This window comes from Streptomyces sp. 2A115 (assembly GCF_052245575.1).
GTDB lineage: Bacteria > Actinomycetota > Actinomycetes > Streptomycetales > Streptomycetaceae > Streptomyces.
This window is the reverse complement of record NZ_JBQQCG010000142.1, coordinates 1-16176: the sequence shown is the minus strand read 5'-3', so window position 1 is coordinate 16176 and position 16176 is coordinate 1. Positions and strand designations below refer to the sequence as shown.

The window sequence follows — 16176 nt, the reverse complement described above, 5'->3', positions numbered from 1 at the left end:
GTCACCCTCAACCGGTGGTGGCAAGCCTGGACGGACAAGGACCCACCCTCCGAACTCCAGGCCCTGATCGACGCAGTCACCACCGGACACGGCATTGACCTCTACCACCGGATTTAACGAACTACTGTTACTGACTTCGGCGTATTAGGGTCCGTCCGGTCTGTCGAGTGCGAGGCCCGTCCCGGCGAGGAATCCTCCGAGGATGCTGTGCCGGCACTGCATCGCCTTGAGCCGCTGGCGGAGCAGAGTCTCCAGCTCGCTGAGGGTGCGGGCGGCCAGGTTGGCCAGGCTCCGTTTGATATGCGCCCACAGGCCCTCCACCGGGTTGAGCTCGGGCGCATACCCGGGCAGCAGGACCACCGTCAGCCAGTCCCGCTCGGCCACGAGCGCCTGCATCGTCTTGGAGATGTGGGTGCTCAGCCGGTCCCAGACCACGATCAGCGGGGCCTGGAGCAGTTGGTGGGCGCCGTCGAGGAGGCGGATGTAGTCGCTCTCGCCGAGCGAGCGGCGCTCGCCCTTGCGGCCGGTATGCCGGCGCAGCCGGTAGCACAGGCGGGCGGGCAGCCCGGGCCGGTAGCACAGCAGCCCGGCCACCGAGAGCCGTCCCCGGCTGCGGCCGGACACCTTGACGCTCGGGGTGATGCCGCGCCGACCCCAGGTGCGGCCCTGGGGCGGACGGCCGGTCACGCCCGCTTCGTCTTCGAAACAGATGAACGCGCCGGTCGCCGCCCGGAGGGTTTTACCTCCTGCCAGGTCACCTCCCGCCACACGGTGATCGCGTCCTCGTCGCGCTCAGCGGCGGGACGGGCGGGTATCTGCACGCTGTAGCCCATACGGTGCAGCAGCCGGGTCACCCCGGAGACGCTGCAGGAGAGATGGAACTTGCGTCCGATCAGCGTGCGTACCCGGGAGGCGGTCCACACCTGGTCCTCACTCCAGCCGTGCGCGGCCGGCCCCTCCTCCAGCCACATCGCGAGCTTGGCCTGCAGGTGGGGGCCGAGGCGGCAGTCGTAGCCGGAGGGGCCCTTCGAACGCAGCGCCCCGCATCCGCCCGCCTTCCAAGCGCGGCGCCACTGGTAGACCGATTTCTCACTCACCCGTAACTCCCGGGCGACGCACGGGACTTTCACGTCCTCCTCGAAGAGGTCAACAGCCCGCATCCGTACCTCTTCCCGGCGCCTGCGCTGCTCGGCGGTCAGCCCGCCCCCGTCCGGATACCGCATGCATCCGGCGTACCAGCCCGGACGGACCACGTCACCGGTCCCGACACACATCCAGACCCCAAGACGCCGAAGTCAGTAAGCCGTTCATGGACGCCCTCAAGAGCAGCTTCACGCAGATCGCCGCCACGGTCGGGATGATCTGCTGGACGATGTACACCATGCTGAAGCAGTTCAGTCACTGACCTGACAGACGCAAGGATCAGAAGGGGCCGCCCCAGCTGGGCGAGGGCGTGCGGGATCCCGCCGTGTTCAGACCGCGGCTTCCACCGAGATCACCGCATAGCGGCGGACGTCCGGCTCATTCCAAAGCCACCTCTGGAACGAACGCAGCTCGTCGCCCACGCCGTCCGCGCTGACCCGGATCACATTGGACACCAGCGCCCCCTCTCAGACAGTCGCAAAGTAGCGCCAAGTCAACGGTTCGTCATCAGAACCCGCAAGGTCGGCGGGAGCGATGTAGGCCTTTCCGCCAAGGCCTGCGGCTGTCGAAGCTCCCGCACCACAAGACGCTGGAGGACTACGACTTCTCCTTCCAGCCCGACCTTGGTCCCCGCAAGGTCAAAGACCTCGCCACCCTCTCCTTCGTGGAAGCAAAGGCGAACGCCGCCCTGCTCGGGCCGCCGGGAGTCGGCAAGACCCACATCGCCGTCGCCCTCGCGGTCGCAGCCTGCCGGGCCGGCTACTCGATCTACTTCACCAGCCTCGACGACATGGTCCGCAACCTCACCGCCGCTGAAGCCTCAGGCCGCCTGACCAGCAAATTCGGCACCTACCTCCGCCCTAGCGTCCTCGTGGTGGACGAGGTCGGCTACCAGCCCCTGGAACGAACGGAGGCCAACCTCGTCTTCCAGGTGATCTCCAAACGCTACGAGAAGCTGACCTCGAACAAGACCTTCAGCGAATGGGGCCAGGTCTTCGGCGACGAGGTCCTCGCCACCGCCATCCTCGACCGGCTTCTCCACCACTGCGACGTGATCTCGATCAACGGCCCCAGCTACCGGCTCAAGAACCGGCTCGCCGTAATCGAACGGGACGCCCAAGCGGCCTGACCAGCGAGAACGGCGTCCGTCACCAGATGACAGAAATCTCCGGAAGCGGCTGCTGCCATTCACCCAGTTCGGCAACGAGTACCCGGCGGGCCGCCCGCCGGGCCCGACCCCATCCCTCATCGGCGAACAACGCGTCCCTCGACCATCGATCAGTGTTCTTCGCACCGCTCATCTCGCTGAGAACGGCGTTGATCTCCCGCAGGTCAGGCAGGGCAACGCGATCGAGTTGTCCCTCCTCCACCAGGGCCTCGGCCATGCCACAGGCGTGATCGACGTCCAGAGCGATCTCATCCGTCAGTACGCCGTGCTTGGCCAGCCAGGCAACCTGGGTCTGGGCATCAGCCGCCAGCACGGTCAGCGACTCAAGCAACAGGCGCCTACGGAACGAAGAATCAGGGCTCTTCACACCACGATCGTCGCACGTGACAGCCCGTCACGAGCCCTCAAGACGAACATCTGGCTGAGCACGTTCATCCGTACTTCGTTGAGCATTTTGACGGCTCCGGCAAGATTTTCGTAGACGGAGATCATCTTGGTGTGGTGGTCGGTTGGTCCGCATAGCGGCGGCGGAGGTGGGCGATCAGGATGACTCGATGACGCAGGAGCGGGACGCCGGCCTGTCCTCCCATGATGCGTTTTTGGAGCTTCACGTCGGTGATACGGCCTTCGTTGACCCCCGAGTTGTAGGGGGTGGTGATCCCCTGGGCGACCGCGTGGTGGTCTTCACTCAGAGCTGTGGCGATACCGGCGAGCGGAGCCAGTCCGCTGGACTTGAGCTGGTCGAGCCAGTCCGGCAGCGGTGCGGCGTTACGGGCATCGAGCATGGCGGCGAACTGACGGACAAGGTCGTGGGTGCGGCGGAGCTCCGGGCAGTGCTCAAGTAACCGCTGCAGACGTTCTGCGGTGTGCGGGCCGTGCCGGTCGGAAGCGGTGATGATCCAGCGTGCGGCTTCGCGTGGGGAGGGTGTCCGCTCTCGCGGTTCGTCCAGGGGCAGGCCGCGCCGGAGAGGTGCGACGGCCATCTTCACGCGCTGATAGTGGCCCAGGTAGCCCTTGGTGAGAAGTTCCTGGTGCAGGATCTTGGCACTGTGCTCGCCCTCGTCCCAGCGTTGCTGCAGGTAGTCGAGGTAGGGGTCGAGGGAGGAGGGGTGGCGCGGAGTTCTTCCACCCGCTGTCGAGCCGCGGCCTCCCGCGCCTGAAGCTCTTCCGGCAACGACACCATCGCGCCCCACCTCCACCTCGCCACGGTAGAAGTACGACTACACCGCCCACACGTCAATCAGCGTCTTCCCAGCTCAGCTGTCCCTCGAAAGGATCCGCACCCATCTCAGATCGAATGCCAGTGCGCGTTGTTTGCGGCGCGAGATACCATTTCAAGATAAATCATGATCAAGGGGGCCGTATGGAGGCCGTCACCAACAACTACCGCCCCATCGGCCGACCGCCCGGCATCCGGCCTGTGCCGACGGCCTCACCGACCGGCAGCGGAAAGCTTTGACCTGCATCACCGACTCGGTCAAGCAGCGTGGCTATCCGCCGTCGATGCGCGAGATCGGGCAGGCAGCGAAACTCTCGAGCACCTCGTCGGTCGATGGAGGCGCTGATCGATGCCTGGTAGAGCCCCGCGGAGTTCAGCATCGTCTGCGTGCTCACCCGGACCGGAACGGTGACGGTCGAGGCGGGCGACGCGGTGGCCCAGATGAACGTGTTTCTCGCCGCGGCCGCGCCAAGTACGTGAAGCATCTGGACTCTCTGTGCGGCCAGCATCCGGACGGCCGACCGGTCGAGACCCACTATCCGTCTTGGCGATCGGTGGAGAGGACGGCGGACGCTGACGGGCCCGACGGTTCCTGATCGCACGCCGGCTCGCGCGGCGGCACATGTACCGCCAGGCTGAGCCACCGCGGCCCCAGGCACGCCCGCCACACCCGGGCCGTCCTGAATCGACACCCCCCGGAGGCGTCTGGCGTGCGACAGGACGCGGGGTGTGGCGCCCAGCCGACTACCGGTGATCAAGGGGAGTTGATCAAGCCGTGCGTGCCGACGACGTGTCCGTTCCCGCCCGGGTCGCATCCACGCCCCAGCTGGCCAGCAGTCGCAGAGCCTCCGCCGACGGGGAGTTCGGTTCGGCGTGGTAAGTCACCAACATCTGCTCGTGGGCGTCGGCCTGGTGGAACGACTCGAGGCGGAGATCGAGTTCGCCGACGAGCGGGTGGTGCAGGCGCTGGATGCCGTGGCACCTCTCCTTGACGTCGTGGGTGGCCCACAGCCGCCTGAACTCTTCGCTCTTCACGGAGAGTTCGCCCACCAGCGCGGACAGCCGGGGGTCGTCCGGATGGGAGCCGGCGTCCATGCGCAGCTGAGAGACGATGTCGCTGGCTTTGTGCTCCCAGTCCACGAACAGGTCGCGGTACTCGGGCCGCAGGAAGACCAGCCGCGCCCAGTTCTGCTCCCTCGCCGGCAGCTCGGTCCAGTCGCCGAAGACCGCCGCGGCCATCCGGTTCCAGACGAGGATGTCCGAGCGCCGTCCCACGAGGATCGCCGGAACACCGTCCATGGTGTCCAGCAGCGTCCGCAGGGGACCCCGCACCTGCTGGGCGCGGCCGGCCGGCTTCTTCTTCTGCTGCTTCGGTTTCGCCAGGTGCGTGAGGTGGGCGTGCTCGGCGTCGCTCAGCCTGAGCGCGCGGGCGATGGCGTCGAGGACCTCCGCCGACACGTGTCGCCCATTGCCCTGCTCCAGCCGTGTGTAGTACGCCACCGACACCCCGGCCAGCTGCGCCAGCTCCTCGCGGCGCAGCCCCGGCACCCGCCGGTACCGTCCGAAGTCCGGCAGCCCCACGTCCTCCGGCTTCAGCCGGGCCCGCCGGGTGCGCAGGAACTCACTGAGCTCGGCACGCGGGTCCAGAGGGCCGGCGGCGGGCTTGTGCACCGGTTCGGCGTATTCGTCCATGCCTCGAGTATCCACGGTCGCACGCACACCATCCTGACCCAACCAGTGGTAGGCATCGCGGGCATACGCAAAGCCGTGACCTGGGTGGATGCCGGCCCGTCCAGGACGCTGGTCACCGTGCCCGGCCGGGAGGCAGCCGGGGCGTGGCTTGCATCAAGAACGGAGCACATCCCATGAGCGCAACACAGGGGATCGAGTCGAGGACGCACCGGACGGAAACGGCTGCGGAGGTGGTGGGCCGCCTTCGTGCGACGTTCAACAGCGGCGTCACCCGCTCACTGGACTGGCGCGTCAGCCAGCTGCAGCGGCTGCGGGCACTGCTGGTCGAGAACGAGCAGGAGCTGATCGAAGCCCTCTGGGCGGATCTGAGGAAGAACGCCGCCGAGGCGAAGGTGCAGGAGATCGACTTCACCGTCGCCGACATCGACGAGGCACTGGCGAATCTCGAGAGCTGGCTTGAGCCTCGCCCCGTGGAGGTTCCTGCCCACTTCGGTCCCACGACCACGGCGTACACCACGTACGACCCGCTCGGGGTCGTCCTGGTGATCTCTCCGTGGAATTTCCCGCTGCACCTTCTCATCGACCCCATCATCGGCGCGCTGGCCGCCGGGAACACCGTGGTGGCCAAGCCGAGCGAGATGTCGGTGCACACCTCGGCAGTGGCTTCACGGCTCCTGCGACAGTACTTCGACGCCGACGTGCTCACCGTGGTCGAGGGGGGCGCCGAGGAGACCACGGCCCTGCTGGCGCAGCGTTTCGACCAGATCTTCTACACCGGCAACGGCACGGTCGGCCGAGTCGTCATGGCCGCGGCAGCCAAGAACCTCACCCCGGTCACGCTCGAACTCGGGGGCAAGTCGCCGGTCTTCGTGGCGCCCGACGCCGACGTGGACGAGACCGCGAAGCGGCTGGTCGGCGCCAAGTTCGGCAACGCGGGGCAGCAGTGCGTAGCCCCGGACTATGTTCTGGCTGATCCTGCCACCGCCGCCGCGCTGGTTCCCGCCCTGCGCGCGGCGGTCGAAGCCCAGTTCGGCTCCACCCCGCAGACCTCAGCCGACTTCGGCCGGATCATCAACGAGCGGCACTTCGACCGGCTCACCGCTCTGCTGGATTCCGGCCGGGCGGCGGTGGGAGGCCAGCACGACCGTGACGACCTGTACATCGCACCGACCGTGCTCACCGATGTCGACCCCGCGTCGCCGGTCATGCAGGAGGAGATCTTCGGTCCGATCCTCGCCGTCGTCGAAGTCGCAGACCTCGATGCCGCCATCGCCTTCATCAACGAACGCGAAAAGCCCCTCGCGCTCTACGCCTTCACTGAGTCCGAGGCCACCAAGTCGCGTCTCGTGAAGGAGACGTCCTCCGGCGGCGTCGCCTGGGGCCAGCCGGTGATACAGCTGCTCATGACCGGCCTGCCTTTCGGCGGCGTCGGCGAAAGCGGCTTGGGCCGGTACCACGGCCGGTATTCCCTCGAGGCGTTCAGCCACCTCAAGGCTGTCGCGGACGTGCCGCTCAGCTAGTCGCGCGCTTTCGTGAAGCAGCCGGTCCGATGGGCGATCGGCCGGCGGAAGTGCCTCAGGCCGGTGAGAATGAGGAGCGCTGAGATCGCTGTTCCCGCCACCGCCGGAAGCGCGTTCCAGGTGAAGCCGTGTATCGGTCCTCTTCGCGGGGGGCGCGACGAGGGAGCCGGTCGCGGCGCGGCCTGCAGACACCGATCCGTACCGACTCCGGCGGCGGCACCCATGACTTCGTCACCTGGCTGACTACTGATCGTGCGCAGGGAGCGAACGCCCGTACTCCGGCGGGCAGTTGCGCTTGACCGGCGTCGACGCCGACGGCATGCGGTTCTCACCGCGTTCGCCGCCGACACCACCCACACCCCGATCGCGGTCATGGAACCGCGTCACCGTCAGCGGGCCCGCGCCTGCCCGAGGACCGCATCCGTGCCTCCGCCGGGACAGCGTGGACCCCCTGTGTCGCAGGCCTTCATCCCGTTTTCCTCCGTATTGCAGAGAGAAAGAAACCCATGACTGTCAATATTTCAGCAGTTTCGCCCGTTCCGTCGCTTTTCTCCCCCGTTTCCCTTGGGAAGATCGAGCTCGCCAACCGCATCGTCATGGCCCCGATAACCCGGGTCCGGGCCGGTTCCTCCGGCATTCCCGGGGACCTGATGGTCGAGTACTACCGGCAGCGGGCGAGCGTCGGAATGATCATCACCGAGGGCACCTACCCCGACCACGCGTCGCAGGGGTATGTCGGCGAGCCGGGCATCGCCACCGACGAGCAGTCGGCCGGCTGGCAGCGGGTGTTCGAGGCGGTGCACGCCGAGGGCGGCCGCATCGTCCTGCAGATCATGCACGCCGGCCGCGGCACCCACCCCGACATCAACGGCGGCCGCCGCATCCTCGCCCCCAGCGCGATCGCCATCGACAATAAGACGTTCACCGAGAAGGGCGAGCAGCCCTATCCCGTACCGGAAGCGATGACCACCGCAGAGATCCGGGCAGCCATGGAGGACTTCGTCACCGCGGCCCGCCGAGCCATCGAGGCGGGAGCGGACGGCGTGGAAATCCACGGCGCCAACGGCTACCTGCTCCAGCAGTTCCTCTCCCCGGCGGCCAACCAGCGCACCGATGGATACGGCGGCTCGCCGCACAACCGCGCCCGCTTCGTCGGCGAGGTCGTCACGGCGGTCGCCCAGGCCGTCGGTGCCGAGCGGGTCGGGCTGCGGATCTCGCCGGAGGTCGACCTCGGGGACGTCTTCGAGACCGACCGGGACGACGTCCTGGCCACCTACGGCACCCTGCTGGACCAACTGCGCCCGCTGGGCCTGGCCTACCTCTCCGTACTGCACACCGAGCCGGGCGGCGACCTTGTACAGGAGCTGCGGCGGCGCTTCGACGGCAAGCTGATCGTCAACAGCGGCCCTTTCGGGGGACAGACCACCCGCGAGCAGGCGCTCCAGCAGATCGAGGCTGACCACGCCGATGCCGTGGTCGTGGGCCGGGCCCTCATCGCCAACCCCGACCTGGTCGAGCGCTGGCAGGGTGGCCACCCGGAGAACGAACCGCGGCCGGAACTGTTCTACGGGCCGGGCGCCGAGGGCTACACCGACTACCCCTTCCTCGAAGCGGCTTGAGACCCACGGTCACGCCTGTCCATGCGGCAACCCCACTCACACATGGACAGGCGCCCGACCGGCGACACTGTGCCCGCCCCTTTGAGCCCCGCGGTCACACCGGCGATCACCGGCTCGAGGACCGTCGGGTCGGTCAGGGCGTTGACGGTCCGCAAGTTCCTGGTCAGCAGCCTGCGTTCGGTGACCTCGGCGAGCACATCGCTCTCGTGCGTGGCCACCGCGGCGGCCTTCGGCCACAGCTGACGCCTATGACTGTTTTCCGGCGGCGGCCCACCATGGCCTTGTCGATCACCAGTTCCCCGACACCCCGCAGGACCGTGCCGCCGCCTGCCTCTTTCACCCGAACCATTCTTCGAAGGAAGCTGCCATGACCACCGCATTCGACCCGATCGACCTGGGCGGCAAGACGCTCGCCAACCGCATCGCGATGGCACCGATGACCCGCAGCCGCGCCGACGCTCCCGCAGCCACGGCGACGGAGCTGATGGCCACCTATTACGCCCAGCGCGCGAGCGCCGGCCTGATCATCACCGAGGGCATACAGCCGTCGGCCGGCGGCCAGGGCTACACCAACACCCCCGGTCTGCACTCCGCCCAGCAGGTCGACGCCTGGCGGAAGGTGACCGACGCCGTCCACGCCCAGGGCGGCACGATCTTCGCGCAGCTGATGCACACCGGCCGGATCAGCCACCCCAGCCTGCTGCCCGACGGACTCATCCCCGTCGCCCCCTCGCCCGTCGCGGCGGCGGGCCAGGTGTTCACCTACCAGGGCCCCCAGGACTACGTCACGCCGAAGGAACTGGACCAGGACAACATCACCCAGACGATCGCCGACTACGCCGACGCCGCGCGCCACGCCATCGCCGGAGGTTTCGACGGCGTGGAGATCCACGGGGCCAACGGCTACCTGATCCACCAGTTCCTCGCCCCCAACACCAACCTGCGCACCGACAGCTGGGGCGGCGGCGCCGCGGACCGGGCCCGCTTCGGCATCGAGGTCGCCACGGCCATCGCGGAGGCGATCGGCGGCCACCGGACCGGCTTCCGCATCTCCCCCGGCAACCCCTACAACGACATCGCCGAGACCGACCCGGCGGACGTGCTGGAGACCTACACCACCCTGATCGCCGGACTCGCCCGGCTGGACCCTGCCTACCTGCACCTGGTCGAGAGCCCGGACCGCGTCCTGACCGCCCGGCTGCGCAAGGACTGGCCGACGGCGTTCATCCTCAACCCCTTCACTCACCCCGAGACCACCGGCCCCGGCGCTCTCGCCCACATCGAGGACGGCACCGCGGACATCATCGCCTTCGGCGCGCTGTTCCTGGCCAACCCGGACCTGCCCGCCCGCCTCACAGCCGGCGGCCCCTACAACACCCCCGACGCGGCCACCTTCTACGGCGGCGACCACCGCGGCTACACCGACTACCCGACGCTGCCCGCCGACAGCGCGTGACCTGAAAAGAAGTCATCGCCGGGGAGTGCGGAGGCAAGACGCGGCGTGTCAGGCCACCGAAGTCCCTCTGGTCCTGACCTATGTGCCTGGTGGCGACACTCGCCGCCTGCCACATCCAGCGGGTCACCTTGAAGAACCAGCAGCTGAGAGAAGAGCTTGAGGCCGCGTCGGGCGGCGCTCGCGGCGCGGGTGTCCCGGACACGGCGCCCTGCGCATCGCCGCGCAGGGCAGCATCGAGAGCTTGGACGACGGCGTTCGCGACCGCGTCGGGGTTCGGCTGGCAGAACCGACGCCGCCACTGGTCCAGGGCCCTTCACACCGGAGGGCCCTGACCCATGCCCGCAGTGGACAACGGACAGAACGAAACCCCGGTGATGCTCGGCTTCGAGCTGCAGCTGGCGAAGGACGCAGCGCAGGAGGCGATGACGATGGCCTATCGCGACTGGTCCGGTGTACGTGAGCCGAAAGCGTGGGTCCGCATCGTGGGCTGGCGGGTAGCCAATCGCCAATTCCGCAGACACGCCGACGAGTGGCGACTCCACGCGGAGAATCCTGGCGCGGGAGCCCCAGGTCCCGGTGCAGAGACAGACCCACAGCGGCGGTGGGAGTCCAAGCTCGAAGAGCAGGCTGTGCTTGATGCGCTGCGGCGTCTCCCTCCCCGGCAGCGCCAGGCCATGGCCTGGCGGTTCGATGGATTCACGCCTGCCGAGATCGCCGACCATCTCGGGAAACCGGCCGCGACGGTGCGCTCGCATCTGCGTCACGCGCGCGAACTGCTGAAGAGCACCTGGCCGGATGTGGATGGCGATGAGGGTGGTGAGGCATGAACGACTATCGGGCCGTCAGGGAGACCTTTGCCGTATGGGCGGCGCGCGTCGGTGACCACATCGCCGGGGACCTCGTGGATCCGTTCGAGGTCGAGGAGATTCTGGAAAGGGTGAAGCGGGACGCGCGACAACCCACAGCGCCCCGCCAGGCCCCCGCGCCGGTCACCGCTGCCGCCCGCAGTCTGTCAGCGCAGGCCGATGTAGCACTGACCGAGATCGAGATGTGCGGCGAACTGATCGTGGCGGCAACTGCGAGTGAGAACAGGCTCAGCTGGGACCAGATCGACGAGGTGCTAAGGGTGGGAGATGAGCGCGCCGGGCGGTCGGACGAAAGTGGGAAACCTGCCGCATCACTGAGCAAACGGCGGGACTGATGCGACCAGAAGCGGGCCTTGGGTCCTGCCCTCGGGCAGGGACGGGACCCAGCCGCGTCAGGACTGTCCGGTCAGCACACCTAGGCGGTTTCGTTTACGACGGACCGCCAGCTCGGTTCCGACATGCGCCCGGGCGGGCCGGGGACATCCGAGCCGCGGGTGATGCCGCTGGCGGGTGCCGTCCCGGCAGCGGGTCGCAAACTCGCGGCCAGACCCGGGCCGAATCGGCGCACCGCCGTCAGGCGGCGGCGAGTTGGAGGAGCTCCGGAACGCCTTGAGCGTGCCGGTAGGGCTGGAAGCGGGGGAGCAGGTCGTCGACGAGGCTGACGCAGCCCCTCCCCTCTCGTATGTGTGTGACGAACCGTCGTTGACCTGGCGTTGAGGGGCCTTTGAGTTGACTGCTTCAGCTTTGCTGCATGATTCCGGCATGTCGAAGGATCCCGCCGAGCGGGCACTAACCCCTGCGGCTCAGGGGGTGACCAGGCTTTTGTCGGTGCACTGGACGGTGGGGCGCACCGGCCTCATCTCCCCGCGCGGCGTGCTGGAGCCGGTTGAGATTGACGGCTCCACTGTGGGCTATGCCGATCTCCATACGCCGTCGGACATCGCCCACCGGGATCTGCGCATCGGCGACCAGGTGCTGATCGGCAGAGCGGGCGGCATCGTGCTGCGCCTGATAGCCCCTCTTCCGCACGCCCGCACGGGAGCCGAGCAGCCCGTCGCACTGCCCACCGTGTGCCCGCAGTGCGGTGCCGACATTGACAGGAGCGAACGGCGCTGGCGCTGTGTGCGTGGCCGCAAGTGCGGCCTGGTCGGCACGCTGGCCCATGCGGTCGGCCGGGATCAGCTGGATATCGGCGGACTCGGCGTGGCCCGCATCCAGCAGCTCGTCGACGGCGGCCTTGTCCAAGACATAGGGGACTTGTTCACCCTCGACCGTGATCAGCTCTTGGGGCTGGCCCGCCTGGGGGAGAGCCGTGCCGAGAGGCTCTTGGAAGCCGTCGAGCAGGCCAAGACCCGTCCTCTCGCGCAAGTGCTGCGCGCGCTGGGCATCCGCGGCATCGCGTGTTCCTTGTCCGTACGGATCGCCTGGCACTTCGGCACCATGGAGGCCCTGCGCGAGGCGGAGGCCGAAGAGATGCAGCGCATCGAAGGCGTCGGCCCTGACAAGGCCGACATACTCCTCGCGGAACTCGCAGAGCTTACTCCGGTCATCGACAAGCTGGTTGGTGCGGGCGTCACAATGACCGAGCCGGGCGCCAGCGCCAGCCGCCTTCTGCCACGGCAGAAGTAGGGACAAAGCCCGATGCAGGGGAGGCGGTCGGTGAGGTTTGGGAACGGACCAATGTGATACGCGGAGGCAATCGAATGGGTCCGGCCGGGCCCGGGCGAGGGTTGTTGCGCGCCATTTTTCGGCAGGCCAGAAGTGAGAGAGGCCGGGGGCGGCGAACGGGGGAATCGGCTGTTCCCGGCCTCTCTCACAAGCTAGATCGTGATTCCTGCCGCCTGCGGAACTCAAGCCACCGCGCCGGAGAATGTCACAAAGTCCCAGGCCGTACGCAGGACTTCACCCCCGTTGGGGAAGCAGGATCACCTTTCCGACGGTCCGGCGCGCCAACAGGTCCACGTGCGCGCAACGCGCCTCGGCGAGCGGATAGCTGTGGTGCGCGACGGGCCGCAGACGCCCGCGGACCACCAGGTCGATCATGGCCTTCAGTGGTGTGGTCACCGCGCTGGGGTTGGCCAGGGCGGGGCGCAGCCAGAATCCGGCCACCGAGGCATTGAGTCGGCTGAGCCGTGCGGGATCCACGGGAGTGAAACCGCTGCGCGAGGCGTTGCCGTACGTCACCAGTCGGCCGAAGGACGCCAGCGAAGCCAGTGCCTGGTCGAAGAGTTCTCCGCCGACCGCGTCCAGAATCACGTCGGCCTTCTGCTCGAGTGGGTAGGTGACCACTGCGTCTGCCCCAAGGTCCAGGGCGAGTTGTATCTTCGCTGGGGACGAGGCCTGCGCAAGCACGCGCGCGGCCCCGAACTCCCTGGCCAGCTGGACGGCGAGGGAGCCCACCCCGCCCGCCGCGGAGTGGACGACCACGGTCTCGCCGGGGGCCAGCCGTGCCGCCGAGCGCAGCAGGTGCCAGGCGGTGAGGCCCTGAGTCAGCAGCGCCAGCGCCTGGCCGGCGTCCAGCTCGGGCGGAATATCGAAGACATGGGACTTCTTGGCGGCCACCAGTTCCGCGTAGCCGTGGGAGACCCGGGCCAGCACGCGCCGCCCGTCGGGCGTATGCCCCACGATCTCGTTGCCGGGGACGTACGGAAGCAGGTCGGCGCTGAGGTAGGAACCGTCTGTCTGATGGGTGTCCGCGAAGTTGACGCCTGCGGCCTCGACCGTGATGAGGACTTCGTCAGGGCCGGCCACCGGGGCGGGCAGTTCCACTGGTGCCAGGACTTCGGGACCACCGAAGTGGTCGAACTGAATAGCGAGCATGTGGAACGGTATCTCGGCGGTCGTCCGCATGCGGACGAGGTCCGATTCAGATCCGCAATGCCTGCTCGCGTTCCCGCAGCAGCTATCGTGCCTTGGGCGCGATTCAAGCCACGCTTGACCACCACGAGCTGAGAGCGGACTTCCGGTCTGTTACGTTGCCTGGCCGGTGGCTGCGTATAGGAGGGCACCGAACCGCTCACACAATCCGGAGCGCCTCAATGGCTATGCAGGAGCGTGCAGTCCGTACGCATCGTGAGCTGATCCGTTGCGCCGCGGAGGTTCTCGACAAGGAAGGCTTCGCGTCCTCTACGGTGAGGGAGATCAGCGCCCGGGCCGGTGTAACCATCGGCGCTCTGCACTTTCACTTCAAGAACAAGCAAGCGCTTGTGGAAGCCGTTGAGTTGGGCGCCGTGCAGACACTGCTCCGCGTCATCGCAGGGGAGCCGAGCGAACACCCCGCACCGCTGCAGCTGTTGGTCGACACCTCCCAGACCCTGGTGCAACGTCTCAGGGACGATCCTGTGCTGCGCGTCGGTTTCGCCCTCGGCTACGACGCGACCTGGCACAGCGGAGTCAGACTCTGGCAGGAGTGGCGCAACTGGGTGGAACTGGTTCTGACGGCGGCGAGCGGCCGGGGTGATCTGGCATCGGATGTGGTACTCGACGACGTGGTATTCGCCGTCACGACCGCCGTCGCCGGGGGCGAGGTCCTCCGGCGTACAGATGTGGAGGACAACTCCCAGTGTGCCATTGAGCGGTTCTGGCGGTTGATGCTGCCGCGGCTTGCGGTGGGTCCGGTGCCGGTGCCACCGCCGGGTGGGGCGGGGGTGACCGGCGCGTGGGACTGGTACGGGAGCAACGTACAGGCCGGGAACCGAGGTGGCAGGAGTGACTGGGCCGAGGGTACGGACGAGCGGTGGGAGCGCTGCGAGAAGCCCACGTGGCTGTCGTTCCAGCGTGGCATGTCCTGTCCCAGCGCGCCCGGCCTCTGCTGACCGGTGCGGTCCTTTTGTGCACGGTTTGTATGACCGTTGAGGGGCGTCCAGCAGCATGGGTGCGCAGCAGGGGGGCCCGTGGCGGGCGCCATGTCGTGACATGAGCGGGGAGTGGAAGTGGGCAGCGAGTGGTTCCGCAGGTACGCGCCGGCCGGCGAACGGCCTGAGTCCGACAGCGACAGCCTGCGGCTGATCTGTTTTCCCCACGCCGGCGGTGCCGCCAGCTCGTTCCTCACGCTCTCCCGGCTGCTTTCGCCAGCGTACGACGTCCTTGCCGTGCAGTATCCCGGCCGACAGGACCGCCGGCGCGAGGCACCCTTCGAGGACATCGGCGAGATGGCCGATGCCCTCGCCGACGAAGTACTGCGACACAGCGGAGCCCCGTACGCCTTCTTCGGACACAGTATGGGCGCGCTTCTCGCCTACGAGACGGCGCGGCGCCTCGGCGAGCGGCGGACACCCGGGCCGGTGCGGCTCTTCCTCTCCGCCCGCGGCGCCCCCACTCCCGGCCAGCACGACCAGCAGCACACGGACGCCGAACTCCTTGCCATTGTGGCCCACTTGGGGGGAGCTGGTAGGCAGGTCCTCGATGACCCGGAGCTGCAAGCCATGATCTTGCCCGCCCTGCGCGCCGACTACCGGGCCCTTGGCTCGTACGCGTGGGTGCCGGGCTTTGAGCCGGTCATCCCCTTCACGGTGCTGATCGGCGACAGCGACCCCGTGGTCACTGTGGCCGAGGCGAGTGCCTGGCGGAACTTCACCACTGCCGTCACCGACGTCCATATTTTCACGGGTGGGCACTTCTACCTTGACGGCCATACTCACGACGTGGCCGAGAAGATCACGGCAGTGCTGGGCGGGCCCGTCACACCGGCCGCAACAACGCTGTTCGCACCGCATGGAATCAGGTGATGACCGCCCGAGGCCAGGCAGGCCGGCCGTCAGGGACCTGCGCAACTTCAGCGTCGTTCACGGCACCAGGGACGCACTGCGAACCCGGAGGAGATTGCGGCCGCCGCCTGGTTCTCAGGGCCCCTCCCCCTTCCTGACTGGCACGGTACGGCCGGTGGACGGCGGCTTCGCCAACCAGTGATCGGTCCGTGGCGGACGGGCTGCGGGGTCCGATCCCGCGGCCCCCGCAGCCGCTGTGCCCGGTCGGCGCGAGCCGGGACAGCGCAGTTAGTGTCCTGCGCCAGTAGTTGATTGTTAGGGCCTGTGTGACGTCGTGATCAATCTTGTCGATCCGGATCCGGCTGGAAGGCGGATCCGGTAGGAAGATGACCGTGACGCGCAGGCAACTCACCGACGGGCAATGGAAGTTGATCGAGCCGTTTCTGCCGATTGGCGAGTACGGCCCGTACCCCGGGCGGCTGCGTGAGCAGTTCGAGGGGGTGATCTGGCGGTTCCGCACCAGTAGTCAGTGGCGGGAGATGCCGGGTGAGTTCGGCCCACGGCCGACGGTCTACGGCCGCTGTGCGCCGTGAGGCGCTTCGTTGTATCCCCGATTCAATTGGGAGGAACTTGGAGGGTAGTTTCTGGGTCACCTGACTCAGCCTCGATCCACCGATGTGGTCTGAGGGTGATCTTCTGGCTGAGGTCCGGGGGACGGCCGTTGGATTGGGCAGCCTGTAGCGGCTGGTCTGCCCAGCGTTTCCACGTGTTGGGTTCCGGTTGGGCC

15 protein-coding genes and 2 pseudogenes are annotated in these 16176 nt (G+C 67.9%); 10 read left to right on the top strand and 7 right to left on the bottom strand.

All coding sequences use genetic code 11. From position 1 onward, the window contains the following. Positions 1-144: 144 nt before the first annotated feature. Both ACTWQR_RS53530 and ACTWQR_RS53525 read right to left on the bottom strand, forming a co-directional pair. Positions 145-1223, bottom strand: a protein-coding gene (locus tag ACTWQR_RS53530; protein ID WP_443234640.1) for an IS630 family transposase whose coding sequence is annotated in 2 segments (ribosomal slippage) — positions 145-743 and positions 743-1223 — 1080 coding nt in all. Because the reading frame shifts where the segments join, the coding sequence is not laid out codon by codon here. Positions 1224-1472: 249 nt separating this feature from the next. Further along, positions 1473-1598, bottom strand: a complete 126-nt coding sequence (locus tag ACTWQR_RS53525; protein WP_443234639.1) for a hypothetical protein — start codon at positions 1596-1598, stop codon at positions 1473-1475. An 83-nt stretch (positions 1599-1681) separates the two neighbouring features. Between ACTWQR_RS53525 and istB the strand changes: the two are divergent. Then, a pseudogene (gene istB / locus ACTWQR_RS53520) lies at positions 1682-2272 on the top strand (IS21-like element helper ATPase IstB); the annotation flags it as partial. Between the two features lie 19 nt (positions 2273-2291). Here the strand turns inward: istB and ACTWQR_RS53515 are convergent. From ACTWQR_RS53515 to ACTWQR_RS53500, 4 genes are all read right to left on the bottom strand, one after another. Next, complete coding sequence (locus ACTWQR_RS53515) at positions 2292-2678, bottom strand: hypothetical protein (protein WP_443234638.1); 387 nt, start codon at positions 2676-2678, stop codon at positions 2292-2294. Continuing rightward, the gene (locus tag ACTWQR_RS53510; RefSeq protein WP_443234637.1) at positions 2675-2803 is read right to left on the bottom strand and encodes a hypothetical protein; all 129 of its coding nucleotides are present in this window, start codon (positions 2801-2803) and stop codon (positions 2675-2677) included. The genes ACTWQR_RS53515 and ACTWQR_RS53510 overlap by 4 nt, the downstream gene beginning before the upstream one ends. After that, a complete protein-coding gene (locus tag ACTWQR_RS53505) occupies positions 2800-3510 on the bottom strand; it encodes a transposase (protein ID WP_443234636.1) in 711 nt (236 codons plus the stop codon). The genes ACTWQR_RS53510 and ACTWQR_RS53505 overlap by 4 nt, the downstream gene beginning before the upstream one ends. Positions 3511-4298: 788 nt before the next feature. Continuing rightward, on the bottom strand, positions 4299-5222 hold the full coding sequence (locus tag ACTWQR_RS53500; RefSeq protein ID WP_443234635.1) for a helix-turn-helix domain-containing protein: 924 nt from the start codon (positions 5220-5222) through the stop codon (positions 4299-4301). Between the two features lie 173 nt (positions 5223-5395). Here ACTWQR_RS53500 and ACTWQR_RS53495 point away from each other — a divergent pair, with 173 nt between their 5' ends. From ACTWQR_RS53495 to ACTWQR_RS53470, 6 genes are all read left to right on the top strand, one after another. After that, positions 5396-6742 carry an aldehyde dehydrogenase family protein gene (locus ACTWQR_RS53495; protein WP_443234634.1) on the top strand — a complete coding sequence of 449 codons (1347 nt, stop codon included), beginning with the start codon at positions 5396-5398 and terminating at the stop codon, positions 6740-6742. A gap of 506 nt (positions 6743-7248) precedes the next feature. Beyond that, positions 7249-8361, top strand: coding sequence for an alkene reductase (locus ACTWQR_RS53490; RefSeq protein WP_443234633.1), 1113 nt, complete (start codon positions 7249-7251; stop codon positions 8359-8361). Between the two features lie 367 nt (positions 8362-8728). After that, entirely contained in the window at positions 8729-9817 is a 1089-nt protein-coding gene (locus tag ACTWQR_RS53485; RefSeq protein ID WP_443234632.1) for an alkene reductase, read from the top strand. 335 nt (positions 9818-10152) lie between these two features. Next, positions 10153-10644: an RNA polymerase sigma factor gene (locus ACTWQR_RS53480; protein ID WP_443234631.1), complete on the top strand. Its 492-nt coding sequence runs from the start codon at positions 10153-10155 to the stop codon at positions 10642-10644. 182 nt (positions 10645-10826) lie between these two features. Next, positions 10827-11018, top strand: a complete 192-nt coding sequence (locus ACTWQR_RS53475; RefSeq protein ID WP_443234641.1) for a hypothetical protein — start codon at positions 10827-10829, stop codon at positions 11016-11018. 427 nt (positions 11019-11445) lie between these two features. Next, complete coding sequence (locus tag ACTWQR_RS53470; protein WP_443234630.1) at positions 11446-12312, top strand: helix-hairpin-helix domain-containing protein; 867 nt, start codon at positions 11446-11448, stop codon at positions 12310-12312. A gap of 273 nt (positions 12313-12585) precedes the next feature. On the opposite strand, the gene ACTWQR_RS53465 is transcribed toward ACTWQR_RS53470, so the two are convergent. Beyond that, positions 12586-13503, bottom strand: a complete 918-nt coding sequence (locus ACTWQR_RS53465) for a quinone oxidoreductase family protein (RefSeq protein ID WP_443234629.1) — start codon at positions 13501-13503, stop codon at positions 12586-12588. A 218-nt stretch (positions 13504-13721) separates the two neighbouring features. On the opposite strand from ACTWQR_RS53465, the gene ACTWQR_RS53460 reads away from it, so the two are divergent. The 3 genes and pseudogenes from ACTWQR_RS53460 to ACTWQR_RS53450 all read left to right on the top strand — a co-directional run. Beyond that, positions 13722-14498, top strand: coding sequence for a ScbR family autoregulator-binding transcription factor (locus ACTWQR_RS53460; RefSeq protein ID WP_443234628.1), 777 nt, complete (start codon positions 13722-13724; stop codon positions 14496-14498). Positions 14499-14615: 117 nt separating this feature from the next. Then, the gene (locus ACTWQR_RS53455) at positions 14616-15410 is read left to right on the top strand and encodes a thioesterase II family protein (protein ID WP_443234627.1); all 795 of its coding nucleotides are present in this window, start codon (positions 14616-14618) and stop codon (positions 15408-15410) included. A gap of 371 nt (positions 15411-15781) precedes the next feature. Continuing rightward, a pseudogene (locus ACTWQR_RS53450) lies at positions 15782-15970 on the top strand (transposase); the annotation flags it as partial. Positions 15971-16176 lie beyond the last annotated feature (206 nt).